The following is a 14,009-nucleotide window of genomic DNA, read 5'->3' on the forward strand; positions in this document are numbered from 1 at the left end:
GTGGGCAATACCGTCAGCTCGCGGGCCGCGCCAGCGGGCGATGGCGCAGGCGTCGCGCGCCCGCGTAGACGTTCATGGTGTCGCCGCGCAGGAAACCCACCAGCGTCATACCCGATTCGTCGGCCAGATCGACGGCCAGTGAGCTCGGCGCCGACACCGCGCCCAGCATCGGGATGCCCGCCATCAGCGCCTTCTGCACGAGCTCGAAGGAGGCCCGGCCGCTCACGATGAGCACCAGATCGTGTGCGGGGACCCGGTTTTCGCGCAACGCCCAGCCGATCACCTTGTCCACGGCGTTGTGCCTGCCGATGTCCTCGCGCACCGCGAGCACCGTGCCGTCGGGCGCGAACAGCCCCGCCGCGTGCAGCCCGCCGGTGGCGTCGAACACGGATTGCTTGTCGCGCAACGTTTCCGGCATCCCGGCCAGGACATCGGTGTCGACGGTGAAGGAGTCGCGCGGCAGGGGAAAGCGGGTGCGGGTGCGGACCTCGTCGAGCGCGGTCTTGCCGCAGAGCCCGCACGCGCCGGTGGTGAGGAAGGCGCGGGTGGGCACCGGGCCGGGGTTGCGCAGGGCGATGTCGAGCACGTTGTAGGTGTTGCGGCCCTCGTCGTCGGTGCCCGCGCAGTACCGGGCGCTCACGACGTCGCCGGGGGCGCCGATGATGTTCTCGCTCACCAGGAATCCGTGTACGAGATCGATGTCCGAACCGGGGGTGCGCATGGTGACGGTGAGCGAGCGACCCCCGAGGCGGATCTCCAGGGGTTCCTCCACCGCGAGCGTGTCGGGCCTGCGTGTCTCGCCCGACGCCGACAGGCGCACGGTGCGGCGGCGGGCGGTGACGCGACTCATGCGCGCACCTCGTGCTCGTGGCGTTCCAGCCGGATCACCACGGCCTTCGAGACCGGCGTATTCGACCGCGCGGCAACGTGATCCAGCGGTACCAGGGGGTTGGTCTCGGGGTAGTAGGCGGCGGCGTTGCCGCGCGGTGTGGGGTAGCCGACGAGACGGAATCCGCGCACGCGCCGCTCGACGCCGTCGGTCCATTCCGACACCACGTCGACCAATTCCCCGTCCGCGAAACCGAATTCGGCGAGGTCGTCGGGATTGACGAGCACCACTTTGCGTCCGCCGTGCACGCCTCGGTAGCGGTCGTCGAGGCCGTAGATGGTGGTGTTGTACTGGTCGTGGCTGCGCAGTGTCTGCAGGATCAGCCTGCCCTCGGGGACGGGCAGCCAGGTGAGTTCGTTGACGGCGAAATTCGCTCGGCCCGTGGTGGTTCGGAACTCCCGGCTGTCGCGCGGGGGATGCGGCAGTACGAAACCGTTGCGCGCGCGGACCCGGCGGTTGTAGTCGGCGCAGCCGGGCACCACCCGGGAGATCGCGTCGCGGATGGCGTCGTAGTCGTCGGCGAAGCGCGCCCACGGCACCGGATGTTCCGGCCCGAACAGTGTCCGCGCCAGCTCACACACGATGGCGACCTCGCTGCGCAGGTGCTCGCTGACCGGGTCCAGACGCCCGGTGGACAGGTGCACCATCGACATCGAATCCTCCACCGACACCTGCTGTTTCACCCCGCCGCGCAGATCCTTGTCGGTGCGGCCCAGGGTGGGCAGGATGAGCGCGGTGCGTCCGTGCACCAGGTGGCTGCGGTTGAGTTTTGTGGACACCTGCACGGTGAGCGAACAGCCGCGCAGCGCCGCCTCCGTGACCTCGGTGTCGGGTGTCGCGGCGACGAAATTGCCGCCCATGCCGAAGAATACGCGCGCCCGGCCCTCGCGCATGGCGCGGATCGCGTGGACGGTGTCGTAGCCGTGGGCGCGCGGGCTGGTGATGCCGAACTCGCGGTCCAGCGCGTCGAGGAAGGTGTCGGGCATCTTCTCCCAGATGCCCATGGTGCGGTCGCCCTGCACGTTGGAGTGCCCGCGCACCGGGCACACGCCCGCGCCCGGTTTGCCGATCATGCCGCGCAGCAACAGCAGATTGGTCGCCTCCTCGATGGTGGCGACGCCGTGCGTGTGCTGGGTGAGTCCCATCGCCCAGCAGATGATGACGTTGCGCGCGCCGGCCAGCAGATCGGCCGTGCGGTCCAGTTCGGCGCGGGTGAGTCCGGTGGCCCGCTCCACCACGTCGAGATCGACGTCGCGGCACTGCTTTTCGTACTCCGCGAAACCGGCGCAGTGCGCGTCGACGAACGCGCGGTCGATCACCGTGCCCGGCGCGCGGTCCTCGGCCTCGAACAGCAGCCTGCCCAGCCCCTGGAACAGCGCCATATCGCCGCCGAGCCGGATCTGGAGGAAGTCGTCGGCAATGGGGACCCCGGTGGTGACGCCCCGGACGGTCTGCGGGTCGCGGAAGCCGAGCAAACCGGTCTCGGGCAGCGGGTTCACCGCGACCACGCGCGCGCCCGCCGCCTTCGCACCCGCCAGGGCGCTGAGCATGCGCGGGTGGTTGGTGCCGGGGTTCTGGCCCGCGACGATGATCAGATCGGCCTCGGCGAAATCGTCGATCGACACCGATCCCTTGCCGATGCCGATGGAGCCGGTGAGCGCCGTGCCCGAGGACTCGTGGCACATGTTCGAGCAGTCGGGCAGGTTGTTGGTCCCGAAACTGCGCACCAGCAGCTGGTACAGGAAGGCGGTTTCGTTGGCGGTGCGGCCGGAGGTGTAGAAGACGGCCTCGTCGGGGGAGTCCAGGGCGCGCAGTTCGCCGGCGATCAGCTGGTAGGCCTCGTCCCAGGAGATCGGCGAGTAGTGGGTGTCGCCGGGGCGCAGCACCATCGGGTGGGTGAGCCTGCCCTGCTGCCCGAGCCAGTAGCCGGATTTCTCCGCCAGCTCGGCGACGGAGTGCGCGGCGAAGAACTCCGGGGTGACCGTGCGCAGCGTGGCCTCCTCCGCGACGGCCTTCGCGCCGTTCTCGCAGAATTCGGCGGGGCGGCGGTGGCCGGTGGGCTCGGGCCACGCGCAGCCGGGGCAGTCGAAGCCGTGCGCCTGGTTGACCCGCGCCAGCGAGCGAGCGGTGCGCACCACGCCCATCTCCTCCACCGAGCGCGCCAGGGCCACCGCGACCGCCGTCACGCCCGCGGCCTGCCGCTTCGGCGGGGTGACCGTCAACGCGGATTCATCGATGTCCTGGGTGGGGCCGTGGCGACGCATACCGCCATTGTGCTCCCGGCGCTGTGGCCGAGGGGTGACCGGTGTCACGCGCGGCGGGTCTGCGCCGCCGGGTGCCGTTCGCCGTTGCGGTGGGTGAGCACCTTCTCGCCGATGCGGATGCTCCAGCCCGGCGGCAGTTCCACGGGGGCGGTGCCGACCCGCGTCCACTGCTCGACGCCGGGCGCGGCGATGAAGGTGCCCGCGGGAGTGGCGGCGTCGCGCACGAACACCTTGCCTCGATCGAGGGAGACGTAGGCGTGCACGCGGGAGACGTGCCGGTCGCGCGGCACGGCCAGCGGCGAGGCGATGGCGTTGCGCACCGAGTCGTCGGCGTCGGGGTTGCGGCCGATCACGTAGGGGCGGTCCAGCGGGTAGACGGAGTCCTCGTAGACCAGTGCGCCCGTGGGGGTTTCGGCTCCCTCGGCCCGGCGCGGGGGCGGGATGCGGGCGCCGCGGGTGGGCGGATTCTTTTGCAGGGCAATCGGTTCGGCGGCGCGGTCGAGACCGGTCTGCGACCAGGCCAGCGGCATGGCCTGGGTGCCTCGGGGTTCGCCGGCGGGGCGCGTCTCGGACTCGTCGGCCAGCGCCTCGAGTCCGGCGGGCGCGGTGGCGGGCGGCTCCCCCGGTACCGGCGTCGCGGTGGTGGACGGGCGGGCGGGCTTGTCGGCATCGCCGGCGCGGCGCACGCCCACGCGCCATTCGAAGCCGCCGCCGGGCACCACACCGCCGCGCAGGTCGCTGCGCGGATGCGCCGGAGCGTCGTTGCCGCTGATGGCGATGCGGCGCACGGGTTCGCGCACGATCTCGTCGACCCAGGTGAAGGCCCGCGCGCCGGACAGCTTGCGCACGCCTTCGGCGCCCTGAATCTCGGCGGTGACCGGACCGCGCAGCAGGATCACGGTGCCGTCGCCGGTGGGTGCGACCACGCCGAAGGGCGGCGGCTCGGACCCGGTGCCGAACACCACCGCGGCCAGCCGGTGGGCGATCGCCGCACCCGGATGGTCCCCGGACGCGACGGCCTCGATCGCCCCCAGAATCCGGTCGGTGGACGCGGTTTCACCCGCGAGATACACCACCACCGCGCCGAATCGGGCGATCAGTCCGTCACCCGGCGCGATCCCAACGGTCGCAGGGTTCTTGCGCACCCGCGCCTCCTTCCCGCGCACTTTCGGCGTCCAGCATAAGGGGTGCGCGTTCCGGGCAGCGCCCGTCCGAACGGGACCGCGCCGAGGTGGGCGGCCCCGCACCGGTCGTCGCCAGGCGGTTCGCGCACGCGTGGCCGGATTCCCGAGGCGTGTTCGCGGGGGTTGACGGAGGGCGGGGCGACGTGGGGCTTCGGCTACACCGACGGCTCCGCGATCCGGGCCGCGGACAGCTCCGGTTTCGGTTCCCAGCCGGGCGGGCCGAACAGGTAGCCGAGCTTGTCGCGCCAGCGGGTGGCCGCGCACGTCGCGCAGGATGTTGCCGTACTCGTGATGTTGCAGGTGGAGCAGGTTGTAGGAGTCGACCGGCTCGGTGAGCCCGTAGGTCGGGCGGTGCAGCTCCGGCTGAAACCTCCCGAACAGGCGGTCCCAGAGGATGAGGATGCCGCCGTAGTTCTTGTCCAGGTATTCGGGGTCGCTGCCGTGGTGCTCGCGGTGGTGCGACGGGGTGTTGAACAGGAACTCGATCGGCCGGGCCAGCGTGCCGACGGTCTCGGTGTGGACGAAGAACTGGACCACCAGGCGTCGGTGGGCAGCTGCCACGGCGCGACCACCGCCCAGAGGAAGACGAACAGCACCAGCGTGAGCGTCTTGAACAGCAGCATGAAACCGAGGGCGCCGGCGCCCATGCTCAGGCTGGTCCTGGTGTCGATCGCGAAGTAGCCGCGCCAGGGCGGTGCCGGGCGAATGGTTGGATGAACAGCGTGAGCACAGCGGGAACCAAAGGGGTGCCGCGCGCCGAGCGCGAGGCGCAGATCCTCGATATCGCGGTCGACGAGATCGGGCGCGTGGGCTACGCGGGACTGTCGATCGCCGAGGTCGCGACGCGGGCGGGTGTCTCGAAGCCGCTGGTCTACGCCTATTTCCAGACCAAGGACGGGTTGTACGTCGCGTGCGTGGAGCGGGCGGCCGCGGTGCTCGGCGATGCCATCGAGGCGGCGATCGCGGGGCCCGGCTCGATCGATATGGCGCGGGAGGTGCTGAGCGCGGTGTTCCACGCGCTGGCCCCGCGGCCGCAGGACTGGAACGTGCTGTTCGACCGCTCCCATCCCGCCGACGGCCCGGCGGCCGACGCCGTGAAGCGGGCCCGGCACCGCATCGCCGACCAGGCCGCGCGCGGGGTGCGTGCGGTGCTGGAGGCCGCGGGACTGGACGATCCCGACGACGCGTCCGCGCTCACCGACGTGTGGATGGGCGCGGTGACGGCGCTGGTCAACTGGTGGCTGCGGCACCCGCAGGAGAGCGCCGAGGACATGACCGCCCGCAGCCACCGCCTGGTCGCGGCGCTGGCGGCCGTGCGCACCTAGAACTCGGGGCCGCCGGAGCCGCGCGCACGGCGTTACCGTCGGCGCGGGAGGATGCCGGAAAGGACAGTGTCATGCGACTCACATCTCGGATACTGGGAACGGCGGCGGTCGGCGTCGCCCTCGGTGTGGCGGGCCTCGGCGGCACCGCGCAGGCGAGCGCGCCGGCGGAGCGGGCCGCGGAAGTGTCGGCTGTGACCTGCTTTCCGCCGTCGCTGAGCGGTGGCGCGGCGGTGTGCGTGCCGTTCACCGATTTCCTGAGCAACCTGTTCACCGGATCGGCGCGCGGGTCGTCCTAGCGGATACTCGCGCGACCGGTTCGGCCCGCGGGGTCCATACTGCGGGGATGCTGATCCTGCGCCCGGCCACCGAGGCCGACCTGCCCGCCTTGCGTGAGATAGAGCGCGCGGCGGGCGCTCCCTTCGCCGAGATCGGAATGCGGACCGTCGCCGACGACGAGCCACCCTCTCTCGAAACGCTGCGCGAGTTCCAGCGCGCCGGACGGGCCTGGGTGTACGCGGACGCCGCGGACGAGCCCGTCGCCTACCTGGTGGCCGGCCTGGTCGACGGCAACGCGCACATCGACCAGGTCTCGGTGCTGCCCGCCTACGCCGGGCGGCGCCTGGGCAAGCGCCTCATCGACCACACGATCCGGTGGGCGCGGGCCGAGGGACTGTCCGCGATCACGCTCACCACGTTCGTCGAAGTCCCGTGGAACGGGCCGTATTACGAGCGGCTCGGCTTCCGCTACGTGCTGCCCACCGACGAGACGCCGGAACTGCTGGCGGTGCGCGCGGCCGAATCGGCGCACGGACTGGACCACTGGCCGCGCGCCGCGATGCGCGCGGATCTCGCCGGGTGGGAGTTCGAGCCGGACGGCACCGAGCCGGATGCGCAGGTGTCGACTCCGCAGCCCTGATCACGCGAGCGGGCTCGCGCCGAGCGACCGGTGCGAACGTCGTGAACTCCGGTGGCTACGACTCGATTCCGTCGAACCTGACCGTCCGTCAGCTCTGCCGGGGCGGTGGTCATCACGATGTCGGCCCGTGTGCCCCGCCGGCTCAGTGCTGGTAGTGCGGGTAGGTCAGGTATCCCTTGTCGCCGCCCTGGAAGTACGTCTCCTCGTCGGCCTCGGCCAGGGGCAGGTCGGCGCGCAGCCGCTCGACCAGATCGGGGTTGGCGAGGAAGGCGCGGCCGAACGAGATGAGGTCCGCGCCGAGGCCCAGCCAGTGGTCGGCGTGCTTGCGCCCGGCCGTTTCGGCGCCCGCCGGGTGGGTGGGATTGACGATGAGCGTGCCGGGCCAGGCGCGGCGCAGGCCGACCAGGGTTTGCTCGTCGGTGGACGCCTCGAGGTGGAGGTAGGCGAGGTCCAGCCGGGCCAGCTCGGCCAGCAGCGCGCCGTACAACTCGGGGATGTCGGTCTCGTGGGCGTCCCAGATGCCGGCGCCCGGGGACAGGCGGATGCCGACGCGGTCGGCGCCGATGGCGTCGGCGGCGGCCTCGGCCGCCTCGACGGCGAACCGGATGCGCCCCGCGATCGAGCCGCCGTAGCGGTCGGTGCGCAGGTTGGCGTTGCTGGAGAGGAACTGCGCGATGAGATAGCCGTTCGCGCCGTGCAATTCGACGCCGTCGAACCCCGCGGCGCTGGCGCGCACCGCGGCCGCGGCGTACGAGTGGGCCTCCTGCGGCACTTCGGCGAGCGTCAGCTCCCGGGGCACCGGGGCGGGCAGCCGCCCTGCGGGGGCGAACACCAGCACGTCGCGGGCGGCGACCGCCGACGGGCCGACCGGCTGGAGTCCCGAGGTGGTCGGATGGCTGATGCGGCCGCCGTGCATGATCTGGGCGAAGATGCGGCCGCCGTTGATGTGGACCGCGTCGGTGACCTGCCGCCACGACTCGGCCTGCGCGTCGGTGTGCAGGCCGGGGGTGAACGGGTTGGACTGGCCGAGCTTGCTGGGCTGCACGCCCTCGCTGATCAGCAGGCCCGCCGTGGCGCGCTGTGCGTAGTAGCGGGCCATCGAGGCGTTGGCGAGGCCGTCGGCGTCGGAGCGGACCCGGGTCATCGGGGCCATCACGATACGGTTCGGCAGGGTGAGCGAACCTGCGGTGTACGCGTCGAAGAGTGTCGTCATGGCGCTACGCTAAAAGCTGACACTGACGTCAGAGGCAAGTGTTGTGACGCGGATCTCGGAGGATCACATGCGGATCGGGGAGCTTTCCCAGCGCAGCGGCGCGAGCGTGCGCTCGCTGCGGTACTACGAGGAGCAGGGGCTGCTGATCAGCTCGCGCAGCGCCAGCGGGCAGCGGCAGTACGCCGAGAGCGACGTGTCGCGGGTGCAGTTCCTGCGTCGCATGCTCGCGGCCGGGCTGTCCAGCCGCACCATCGCCGAGGTGCTGCCGTGCGTGGATTCGCCCAGCTCCCAGGCCACCGAAGCGGCCTGGGAGCGGATGGTCGAGGAGCGGGCCAAGCTCGACGCGCACATCGCCGAACTCGTCGACACCCGGGCCCGGCTCGACGAGCTGATCGCGATCAACCGCCGGTACCACGCCGAGGAAAGCGCACGTTCGGCCTGAGCCGGTGGAAGGGACCCGACGCGGGCGGTGCCGCCCGGACTCCGCTCAGGCGGTGGCGAAGGCAGACTCCGCCGCGGGCAGGGCGGCGGCCCGGTCTTCGGGGACGAGGCCGATGCGGGTGCGGCGGTCCAGCAGGTCGCTCGGGTCCAGGGCGGCTTCGTGGGTGCGGGCGAACGTGAATTCCGCGGCGGTGACGTCGATTCCGGGGGCGACGGGTGCGGCGAGGACCGGATCGCGTTCGGCGAGCGCGAGAACAGCGCGCGCCTCGCTGCCGTAGCGGTCCACCAGCAGTGGGGGAGCGGCGACGCGGTCGCGCGCCGAACCGGCCACCGCGCCGATCAGCGGAAGGCGGGTCGTGCGGCAGGGCGCGGCGGCGAGCCCGGCGTGGGCGACCGCCGCGTCGATCGCGTCCTCGGCCATGCGCCGGTAGGTGGTGAGCTTGCCGCCGACGACGGTGAGGACGCCATTGGGGGCGCGCAGCACAGCGTGCTTGCGGGAGATGTCGGAGGTGCTGCCGTCGCCGGTGCGCAACAGGGGTCGCAGCCCGGCGAAGCGGCCGCGGATGTCGTTGCGGGTCAAGGGTTCCCGCAGGGCGGTGTTGATGGTGTCGAGCAGGAAGTCGATCTCGGCGTCGGTGGGCTCCGGCTCGTCGGGGACGGGGCCGGGCGCGTCCTCGTCGGTGAGGCCGAGATAGACGCGGTCGTGCGCGGCGGGGAACGCGAAGACGAACCGGCTGGTGCTGCCCGGCACCGGCACCGTCAGCGAGGCGGTCAGCCCCCCGAAGGATTCGGCCGAGAACACCAGGTGCGCACCGCGACTCGGCCGCAGCTCGATGCTCGGATCCACCTGATCGGCCCACACGCCGGTGGCGTTGACCACGGAACGAGCTCGCACGGACAGTGTTTCCCCCGTCCGGGTGTCGCGCAGGGTCGCGGACTCACCGGTGACATCCAGCGCCTCCACCCGCGTCAGCACGCTCGCCCCGTGGGCGGCCGCGGTGCGGGCGATGGCGACGACCAGGCGGGCGTCGTCCACGAGCTGCCCGTCCCACGCCGTCAGACCCCCGCGCAGTCCCGACCGGCGTACGGTCGGCGCGAGGCGCAGTGCCTCGGCTGCGGCGACGTGCCGCGACCGGGGGAGCAGGTCCGCCGAGGTGCCCGCGCCGCGTCGCAGCGCGTCCCCGGCCAGGAAGCCGGCGCGGATCAAGGACCGTTGCGCCCCACCGATACTCGGCAGCAGCGGCACCAGCTGGGGCAGCGGCCGCACCAGGTGCGGCGCGGTGGTGGACAGCAGGATGCCGCGCTCGACCGCGCTCTCGTGCGCGATGCCGACCTGTCCGCTCGCCAGGTAGCGCAATCCGCCGTGCACCAGCTTCGAACTCCACCGGCTGGTGCCGAATGCGAGGTCGTGCCGTTCCACCAGCACCGTGCGCAGGCCGCGCGCGGCGGCGTCCAGCGCCGCGCCCGCGCCCGTGACGCCGCCGCCGATCACCAGCACGTCGATCTCGGGTGCGTCGCCGAGCGCGCGCAGTTCGCGGTCGCGCCGGGCGGCGTTCAGCGCGGAATCGCCGCGCGCGATCGAATCAGAGGTCATCGCAGGGCCTTTCGGGTGTGCGGTGGCAACCTCACCGCCCCCTCCTCGTCGCGGGGAGGTCCGGGGTGAGGTAACCGTCGATGGCGCGGGCCAGTTCGGCGTCCAGTGCCGGGCCGGGCAGCAGCGGCTCGACCGTGCCCGCGGACTGGACGGCGGACTGCACCATGAGCAGCAGCATTGTCGCGAGGTGCACGGGCTCGCCCGCGCGGATCGACCCGTCGCGCTGCCCTTCGGCGATACCCGCCGCGAACAGGTCGATCAGGGTGCGCTGGTTGCGGCCGAGCCTGCCGAACACGTAGGTGAGCATCAGGTCGGTGTCGGTGCGGAAGATCTTGCCGAACAAGGGATTCGAGCGCACCATCTCCGCGCCGGTGACCACGCCCGTGACCAGCCGGGTGCGCGCGGCGCCCGCCGTCGGCATGGCGGCGGTGAGGATGGCGCGCAGTTCGCGCACCAGCAGCTCGGCCACCAGCGAGCCGGTGTCGGGCCAGCGCCGGTACACCGTCGGCCTGCTGACTCCCGCCCGGCGCGCCACCTCGGTGAGGGTCGTGCGGCGCACGCCGAATTCCTGCACGCAGGCGCGAGCCGCGTCGAAGATCGCGAGGTCGATGGCCGAGGGCTCGGCGTCGGTCACTGGTCACCACCGGAAGATCGGGTTCGTTACTGCTTGACAGTCTATGTCAAACTGTAACGCATGGTCGACACGAAGCACACGGACGGGGCCCCGATCCCCGCCGCAAACCCCGACGCGCCGGAGCGGGCAGCGAGTATGGTGTGGGACGCCTGGGGTGTCCCGGCCGGACAGAAACCGTTGTCGGCGACGATCCGCGGCCTGCTGACGCAGGTTTTCGGGGTGTCCGGCGACCCGGTGGCGCGCCGCGATGAGGGTGACGTGCCACTGCGGCCGTCGGCGTTGACGCCGGCGCAACGGGACGGATTGGTCGAGGTGGTCGGCGCGGACAACGTGTCGGCCGACCACCGCGACCGCCTCCGGCACGCGGGCGGAAAGAGCACGCCCGATCTGCTGCGCCGCCGCGCCGAGGGGCCGCAGGACGCCCCCGACGCCGTCGTCTTCCCCGCCGATCACGAGCAGGTGCTCGCCGTGCTCGCCCACTGTGCCGCGCACGGCATCGCCGTGGTGCCGTTCGGCGGCGGCACCAGCGTCGTGGGGGGTGTCGACCCGGTGCGCGGCGCGTTCGACGCCGTCGTCGCGCTCGATCTGCGCCGCCTCGACACGGTCTCCGAGATCGATCCGGTCAGCGGCACCGCCACGCTCGGGGCCGGGCTCACCGGCCCGCGCGCCGAGGAACTGCTCGCCGCGCACGGTCTTTCGCTGGGGCACTTCCCGCAGAGCTTCGAGTTCGCCAGCATCGGCGGGTTCGCGGCGACCCGTTCCTCGGGTCAGGCGTCGGCCGGCTACGGCCGCTTCGACGACATGGTGCAGCGGCTCAAGGTGGCCACTCCGAGCGGCACCCTCGACCTGGGCCGCGCGCCCGCCTCGGCGGCCGGGCCGGATCTGCGGGAACTGTTCGTCGGGTCCGAAGGCACGCTCGGCGTGATCACCGAGGTCACCGTGCGCGTGCACCCGGTGCCGGAGACCACCGCCTACCAGGCGTGGTCGTTCCCCGACTTCGCCACCGGCGCCGCGGCCTTGCGCGCCGTCGTGCAGGCCGGGGCGGCCCCGACGGTGCTGCGCCTGTCCGACGAGGTGGAGACCGGGATGAACCTCGCGCGGGCGGGCGACATCGGCGGCGCGCCCGTCACCGGCTGCCTGGCCATCACGACCTTCGAGGGCACGGCCGCGCACGTGGCCGCGCGCAGCGCCGAGGCGCACGAACTGCTCGCGGCCGCGGGCGGCACCGCGCTGGGCGAGGACCCCGCCCGCGAATGGGAACACGGCCGTTTCGGGGCGCCGTACCTGCGCGACTCGCTGCTCGACGCCGGCGTGCTGTGCGAGACACTGGAGACCGCGACCACCTGGTCCAACATCGCCGAACTCAAGGCGAAAGTGACTGCGGCGCTGACGGATTCGCTGGGCGCCCAGGGCACGCCGCCGCTGGTGATGTGCCACATCTCGCACACCTACCCGACCGGCGCGTCGCTGTACTTCACCGTCGTCGCCAAGCAGCTCGACGACCCGCTCACGCAGTGGGGTATCGCGAAAAACGCTGTGGGCGACGCGATCATCGCGGCCGGCGGCACCATCACGCACCACCACGCGGTGGGCGCCGATCACCGCCCGTGGCTGCCCGCCGAGGTCGGCGATCTCGGCATCCGGGTGCTGCGCGCGGTGAAGGCGGAGCTGGACCCGGCCGGCATCCTCAATCCCGGGAAGCTGATCTGATGGCGTCGCGCGAGATCCGTTCCGTGCTGGTGGTGACCAATCGGCTCTCCGGCGGGGGCAAGGGGCACGACACGGCGTCGGCCGCCGTCGCCGAACTCGCCGCGCGCGGGGTGGACGTCACCGAGATCCGCGCGCCCTCGGCCGCGGAAACCGTGCTGCTCGTGCGGGATTCGCTGGCCGCGCTCGATCCGGCGTTGCGCCCCGACGCGGTGGTGTGCGTGGGCGGCGACGGACTGATCAACGTAATGCTGGCCGCCCTCGCTCACACCGGAATGCCGCTCGGCCTGGTGCCCAGCGGCACCGGCAACGATCTGGCCAGGGCGCTCGGCGTGCCCACCGACGACACCGCGGCGGCCGTCGGCGTGGTGCTGGGTGGGCGCACCCGCGTGATGGATCTGGGCCGCATCGAGTCCCGTGGGGCTGAGCCCATGTACTTCGCGACCATCACCGGCACCGGGTTCGACGCGCGAGTCACCTTGCGCGCCAACGAGATGCGCTGGCCCAAGGGACGGTTGCGCTACACCTTCGCCGCGCTCGCCGAGATCACCGGCAACTTCACCGTGCCCTACCGGATCGAGCTGTCCGGCGCCCCGCACGGCGTGCAGGACAATCCGGAGCGCGGTGGCCCGATCGAGACGCGGGCGGTGCTGATCGCCCTCGGCAACACCCGCACCTACGGCGGCGGCATGCTGGTGTGCCCGGACGCCGAGATGGACGACGGCCTGCTCGATCTGACCGTGGTGGGCGCGGTGTCGCGGCGGGAGATGCTGCGCCTGCTGCCCGCCCTGTCCTCGGGACGACGGGTGGAGCACCGGGCCGTGACCAGGTACCGCGCGTCGGCGGTGACGCTCAGCGCGCCGAACACCCCGGCCACCGCCGACGGCGAACCGGCGGGCACGCTGCCGATCACCGTGCGCGCGGTCCCCTCGGCGTTGACGGTGCTGGTGCCCTGATCCGCTGTGGCGCACTGTCACTCGGTGACCGCGGCGCGGGTGCTGTCACACCGGCGGTCGATGCGAAGGTGCCGTGCTGGGGCGTCGATTGCCGAACGCGCAGTATCGCCCGGGAGCCGCCGGCCGAGGCGCGATGCGGGCGGCGCGCCCCTTACCAACTCTGGAACGCGATGCGCGACAACCGGTTCACGGTGTCGCGGTCGGCGATCACCACCGACGACGAACCGAGCCCCGGCGGCCGCTCGGGTGCGTGGAGGGCGGTGATCAGCCGGTCCCATCGGCGGCAGTGCAGGGTGAAGAAGAAGCCGTTGACGCGGCGCCCGCGCGCGTGCTGGCCCGCCACCGCGACCGGGGGCGGCACGTCGAGCATGATGACGTGCAGGTCGCGGTCGTGGCCGCCCGCCCAGCGCGCGATCATGCGGCGGCTCCAGCCGAAGGTGCCGCAGTCGTGGATCACCACCGGCCCGTGCGCGTCGCGCAGCGCGGCGCGGATGCCCGCGTAGTGCGCCAGGTGCACCAGCGGGCGCCACAGCGGGTAGGGCAACCAGCCCAGGCGCCGCCGCCAGCGCACCCGCGCCTGGTGCGAGTCCAGCACGATCGAGCCGAACGGACCGGTGGGCGGCGCCTCGGCCTGCGCGGTCGCGCCGAAGAACATGCGCAGCGCGGTGCTCTTGCCCGCGCCGGGCACGCCGGCGAAGATCACGGCCGCGCTCGCGGGGTAGCGCAATTCGTCCACGGCCTGGCCGCGTAGGTCGTGCACACCGGTCGGGACCAGCACCGTCGCGCCGGGTAGCGGCGCGCGTTGCTCCGGTGAGCGCAGGGGAGCGGCGTCGAGCGGGGGATTCACCCCTTCCAGATTCCTCACGTTTGTCCGTTTCGGCAACCC

General features: G+C 72.4%; 13 protein-coding genes and 1 pseudogene. 6 read left to right on the plus strand and 8 right to left on the minus strand.

Annotation, left to right across the window (positions count from 1 at the left end):
• Positions 1–13: 13 nt before the first annotated feature.
• From fdhD to OHB21_RS37570, 4 genes and pseudogenes are all read right to left on the minus strand, one after another.
• A complete protein-coding gene (fdhD, locus tag OHB21_RS20305) occupies positions 14–850 on the minus strand; it encodes a formate dehydrogenase accessory sulfurtransferase FdhD (protein ID WP_067512403.1) in 837 nt (278 codons plus the stop codon).
• Positions 847–3,153 carry an FdhF/YdeP family oxidoreductase gene (locus OHB21_RS20310; RefSeq protein WP_067512401.1) on the minus strand — a complete coding sequence of 769 codons (2,307 nt, stop codon included), beginning with the start codon at positions 3,151–3,153 and terminating at the stop codon, positions 847–849. Before OHB21_RS20310 ends, fdhD begins: the two co-directional genes overlap by 4 nt.
• A 44-nt stretch (positions 3,154–3,197) precedes the next feature.
• Positions 3,198–3,683 (minus strand): FHA domain-containing protein, encoded by a 486-nt coding sequence (locus OHB21_RS20315; RefSeq protein ID WP_228791416.1) that lies wholly within the window; start codon positions 3,681–3,683, stop codon positions 3,198–3,200.
• An 809-nt stretch (positions 3,684–4,492) separates the two neighbouring features.
• Positions 4,493–4,877, minus strand: a pseudogene (locus tag OHB21_RS37570) (sterol desaturase family protein); the annotation flags it as partial.
• Positions 4,878–5,059: 182 nt separating this feature from the next.
• Between OHB21_RS37570 and OHB21_RS20325 the strand changes: the two are divergent.
• The 3 genes from OHB21_RS20325 (at position 5,060) to OHB21_RS20335 (ending at position 6,578) form a co-directional block, all read left to right on the plus strand.
• Positions 5,060–5,662, plus strand: coding sequence for a TetR family transcriptional regulator (locus OHB21_RS20325; RefSeq protein WP_438944312.1), 603 nt, complete (start codon positions 5,060–5,062; stop codon positions 5,660–5,662).
• Positions 5,663–5,733: 71 nt separating this feature from the next.
• The gene (locus OHB21_RS20330; protein WP_113975242.1) at positions 5,734–5,958 is read left to right on the plus strand and encodes a hypothetical protein; all 225 of its coding nucleotides are present in this window, start codon (positions 5,734–5,736) and stop codon (positions 5,956–5,958) included.
• Between the two features lie 47 nt (positions 5,959–6,005).
• Positions 6,006–6,578, plus strand: a complete 573-nt coding sequence (locus OHB21_RS20335) for a GNAT family N-acetyltransferase (RefSeq protein WP_067512393.1) — start codon at positions 6,006–6,008, stop codon at positions 6,576–6,578.
• A gap of 142 nt (positions 6,579–6,720) precedes the next feature.
• Here the strand turns inward: OHB21_RS20335 and OHB21_RS20340 are convergent, their stop codons facing one another.
• Entirely contained in the window at positions 6,721–7,791 is a 1,071-nt protein-coding gene (locus OHB21_RS20340) for an alkene reductase (RefSeq protein WP_067512391.1), read from the minus strand.
• 67 nt (positions 7,792–7,858) lie between these two features.
• On the opposite strand from OHB21_RS20340, the gene OHB21_RS20345 reads away from it, so the two are divergent.
• Positions 7,859–8,233, plus strand: a complete 375-nt coding sequence (locus OHB21_RS20345) for a MerR family transcriptional regulator (protein ID WP_067512470.1) — start codon at positions 7,859–7,861, stop codon at positions 8,231–8,233.
• A 45-nt stretch (positions 8,234–8,278) separates the two neighbouring features.
• Here the strand turns inward: OHB21_RS20345 and OHB21_RS20350 are convergent, their stop codons facing one another.
• Together OHB21_RS20350 and OHB21_RS20355 are read right to left on the minus strand one after the other, a co-directional pair.
• Positions 8,279–9,826 (minus strand): glycerol-3-phosphate dehydrogenase/oxidase, encoded by a 1,548-nt coding sequence (locus OHB21_RS20350; RefSeq protein ID WP_195125800.1) that lies wholly within the window; start codon positions 9,824–9,826, stop codon positions 8,279–8,281.
• Between the two features lie 31 nt (positions 9,827–9,857).
• Positions 9,858–10,460 (minus strand): TetR/AcrR family transcriptional regulator, encoded by a 603-nt coding sequence (locus tag OHB21_RS20355; protein ID WP_067512387.1) that lies wholly within the window; start codon positions 10,458–10,460, stop codon positions 9,858–9,860.
• A 135-nt stretch (positions 10,461–10,595) separates the two neighbouring features.
• Here OHB21_RS20355 and OHB21_RS20360 point away from each other — a divergent pair, with 135 nt between their 5' ends.
• The gene (locus OHB21_RS20360) at positions 10,596–12,170 is read left to right on the plus strand and encodes an FAD-binding oxidoreductase (RefSeq protein WP_195126498.1); all 1,575 of its coding nucleotides are present in this window, start codon (positions 10,596–10,598) and stop codon (positions 12,168–12,170) included.
• Positions 12,170–13,123, plus strand: a complete 954-nt coding sequence (locus OHB21_RS20365; protein WP_067512385.1) for a diacylglycerol kinase family protein — start codon at positions 12,170–12,172, stop codon at positions 13,121–13,123. The genes OHB21_RS20360 and OHB21_RS20365 overlap by 1 nt, the downstream gene beginning before the upstream one ends.
• Before the next feature lie 151 nt (positions 13,124–13,274).
• Here the strand turns inward: OHB21_RS20365 and OHB21_RS20370 are convergent, their stop codons facing one another.
• Positions 13,275–13,988 carry an ATP-binding protein gene (locus tag OHB21_RS20370; protein WP_232331856.1) on the minus strand — a complete coding sequence of 238 codons (714 nt, stop codon included), beginning with the start codon at positions 13,986–13,988 and terminating at the stop codon, positions 13,275–13,277.
• Positions 13,989–14,009 lie beyond the last annotated feature (21 nt).

Origin of the sequence: Nocardia puris, assembly GCF_036051655.1 — a bacterium.
Lineage (GTDB): Bacteria > Actinomycetota > Actinomycetes > Mycobacteriales > Mycobacteriaceae > Nocardia > Nocardia puris.

Coding starts and splice junctions, on each gene's coding strand:
- fdhD (WP_067512403.1), bottom strand. CDS start 850: ATGAGTCGCGTCACCGCCCGCCGCCGCACCGTGCGCCTGTCGGCGTCG.
- OHB21_RS20310 (WP_067512401.1), bottom strand. CDS start 3,153: ATGCGTCGCCACGGCCCCACCCAGGACATCGATGAATCCGCGTTGACG.
- OHB21_RS20315 (WP_228791416.1), bottom strand. CDS start 3,683: ATGCCGCTGGCCTGGTCGCAGACCGGTCTCGACCGCGCCGCCGAACCG.
- OHB21_RS20330 (WP_113975242.1), top strand. CDS start 5,734: ATGCGACTCACATCTCGGATACTGGGAACGGCGGCGGTCGGCGTCGCC.
- OHB21_RS20335 (WP_067512393.1), top strand. CDS start 6,006: ATGCTGATCCTGCGCCCGGCCACCGAGGCCGACCTGCCCGCCTTGCGT.
- OHB21_RS20340 (WP_067512391.1), bottom strand. CDS start 7,791: ATGACGACACTCTTCGACGCGTACACCGCAGGTTCGCTCACCCTGCCG.
- OHB21_RS20345 (WP_067512470.1), top strand. CDS start 7,859: ATGCGGATCGGGGAGCTTTCCCAGCGCAGCGGCGCGAGCGTGCGCTCG.
- OHB21_RS20350 (WP_195125800.1), bottom strand. CDS start 9,826: ATGACCTCTGATTCGATCGCGCGCGGCGATTCCGCGCTGAACGCCGCC.
- OHB21_RS20360 (WP_195126498.1), top strand. CDS start 10,596: ATGGTGTGGGACGCCTGGGGTGTCCCGGCCGGACAGAAACCGTTGTCG.
- OHB21_RS20365 (WP_067512385.1), top strand. CDS start 12,170: ATGGCGTCGCGCGAGATCCGTTCCGTGCTGGTGGTGACCAATCGGCTC.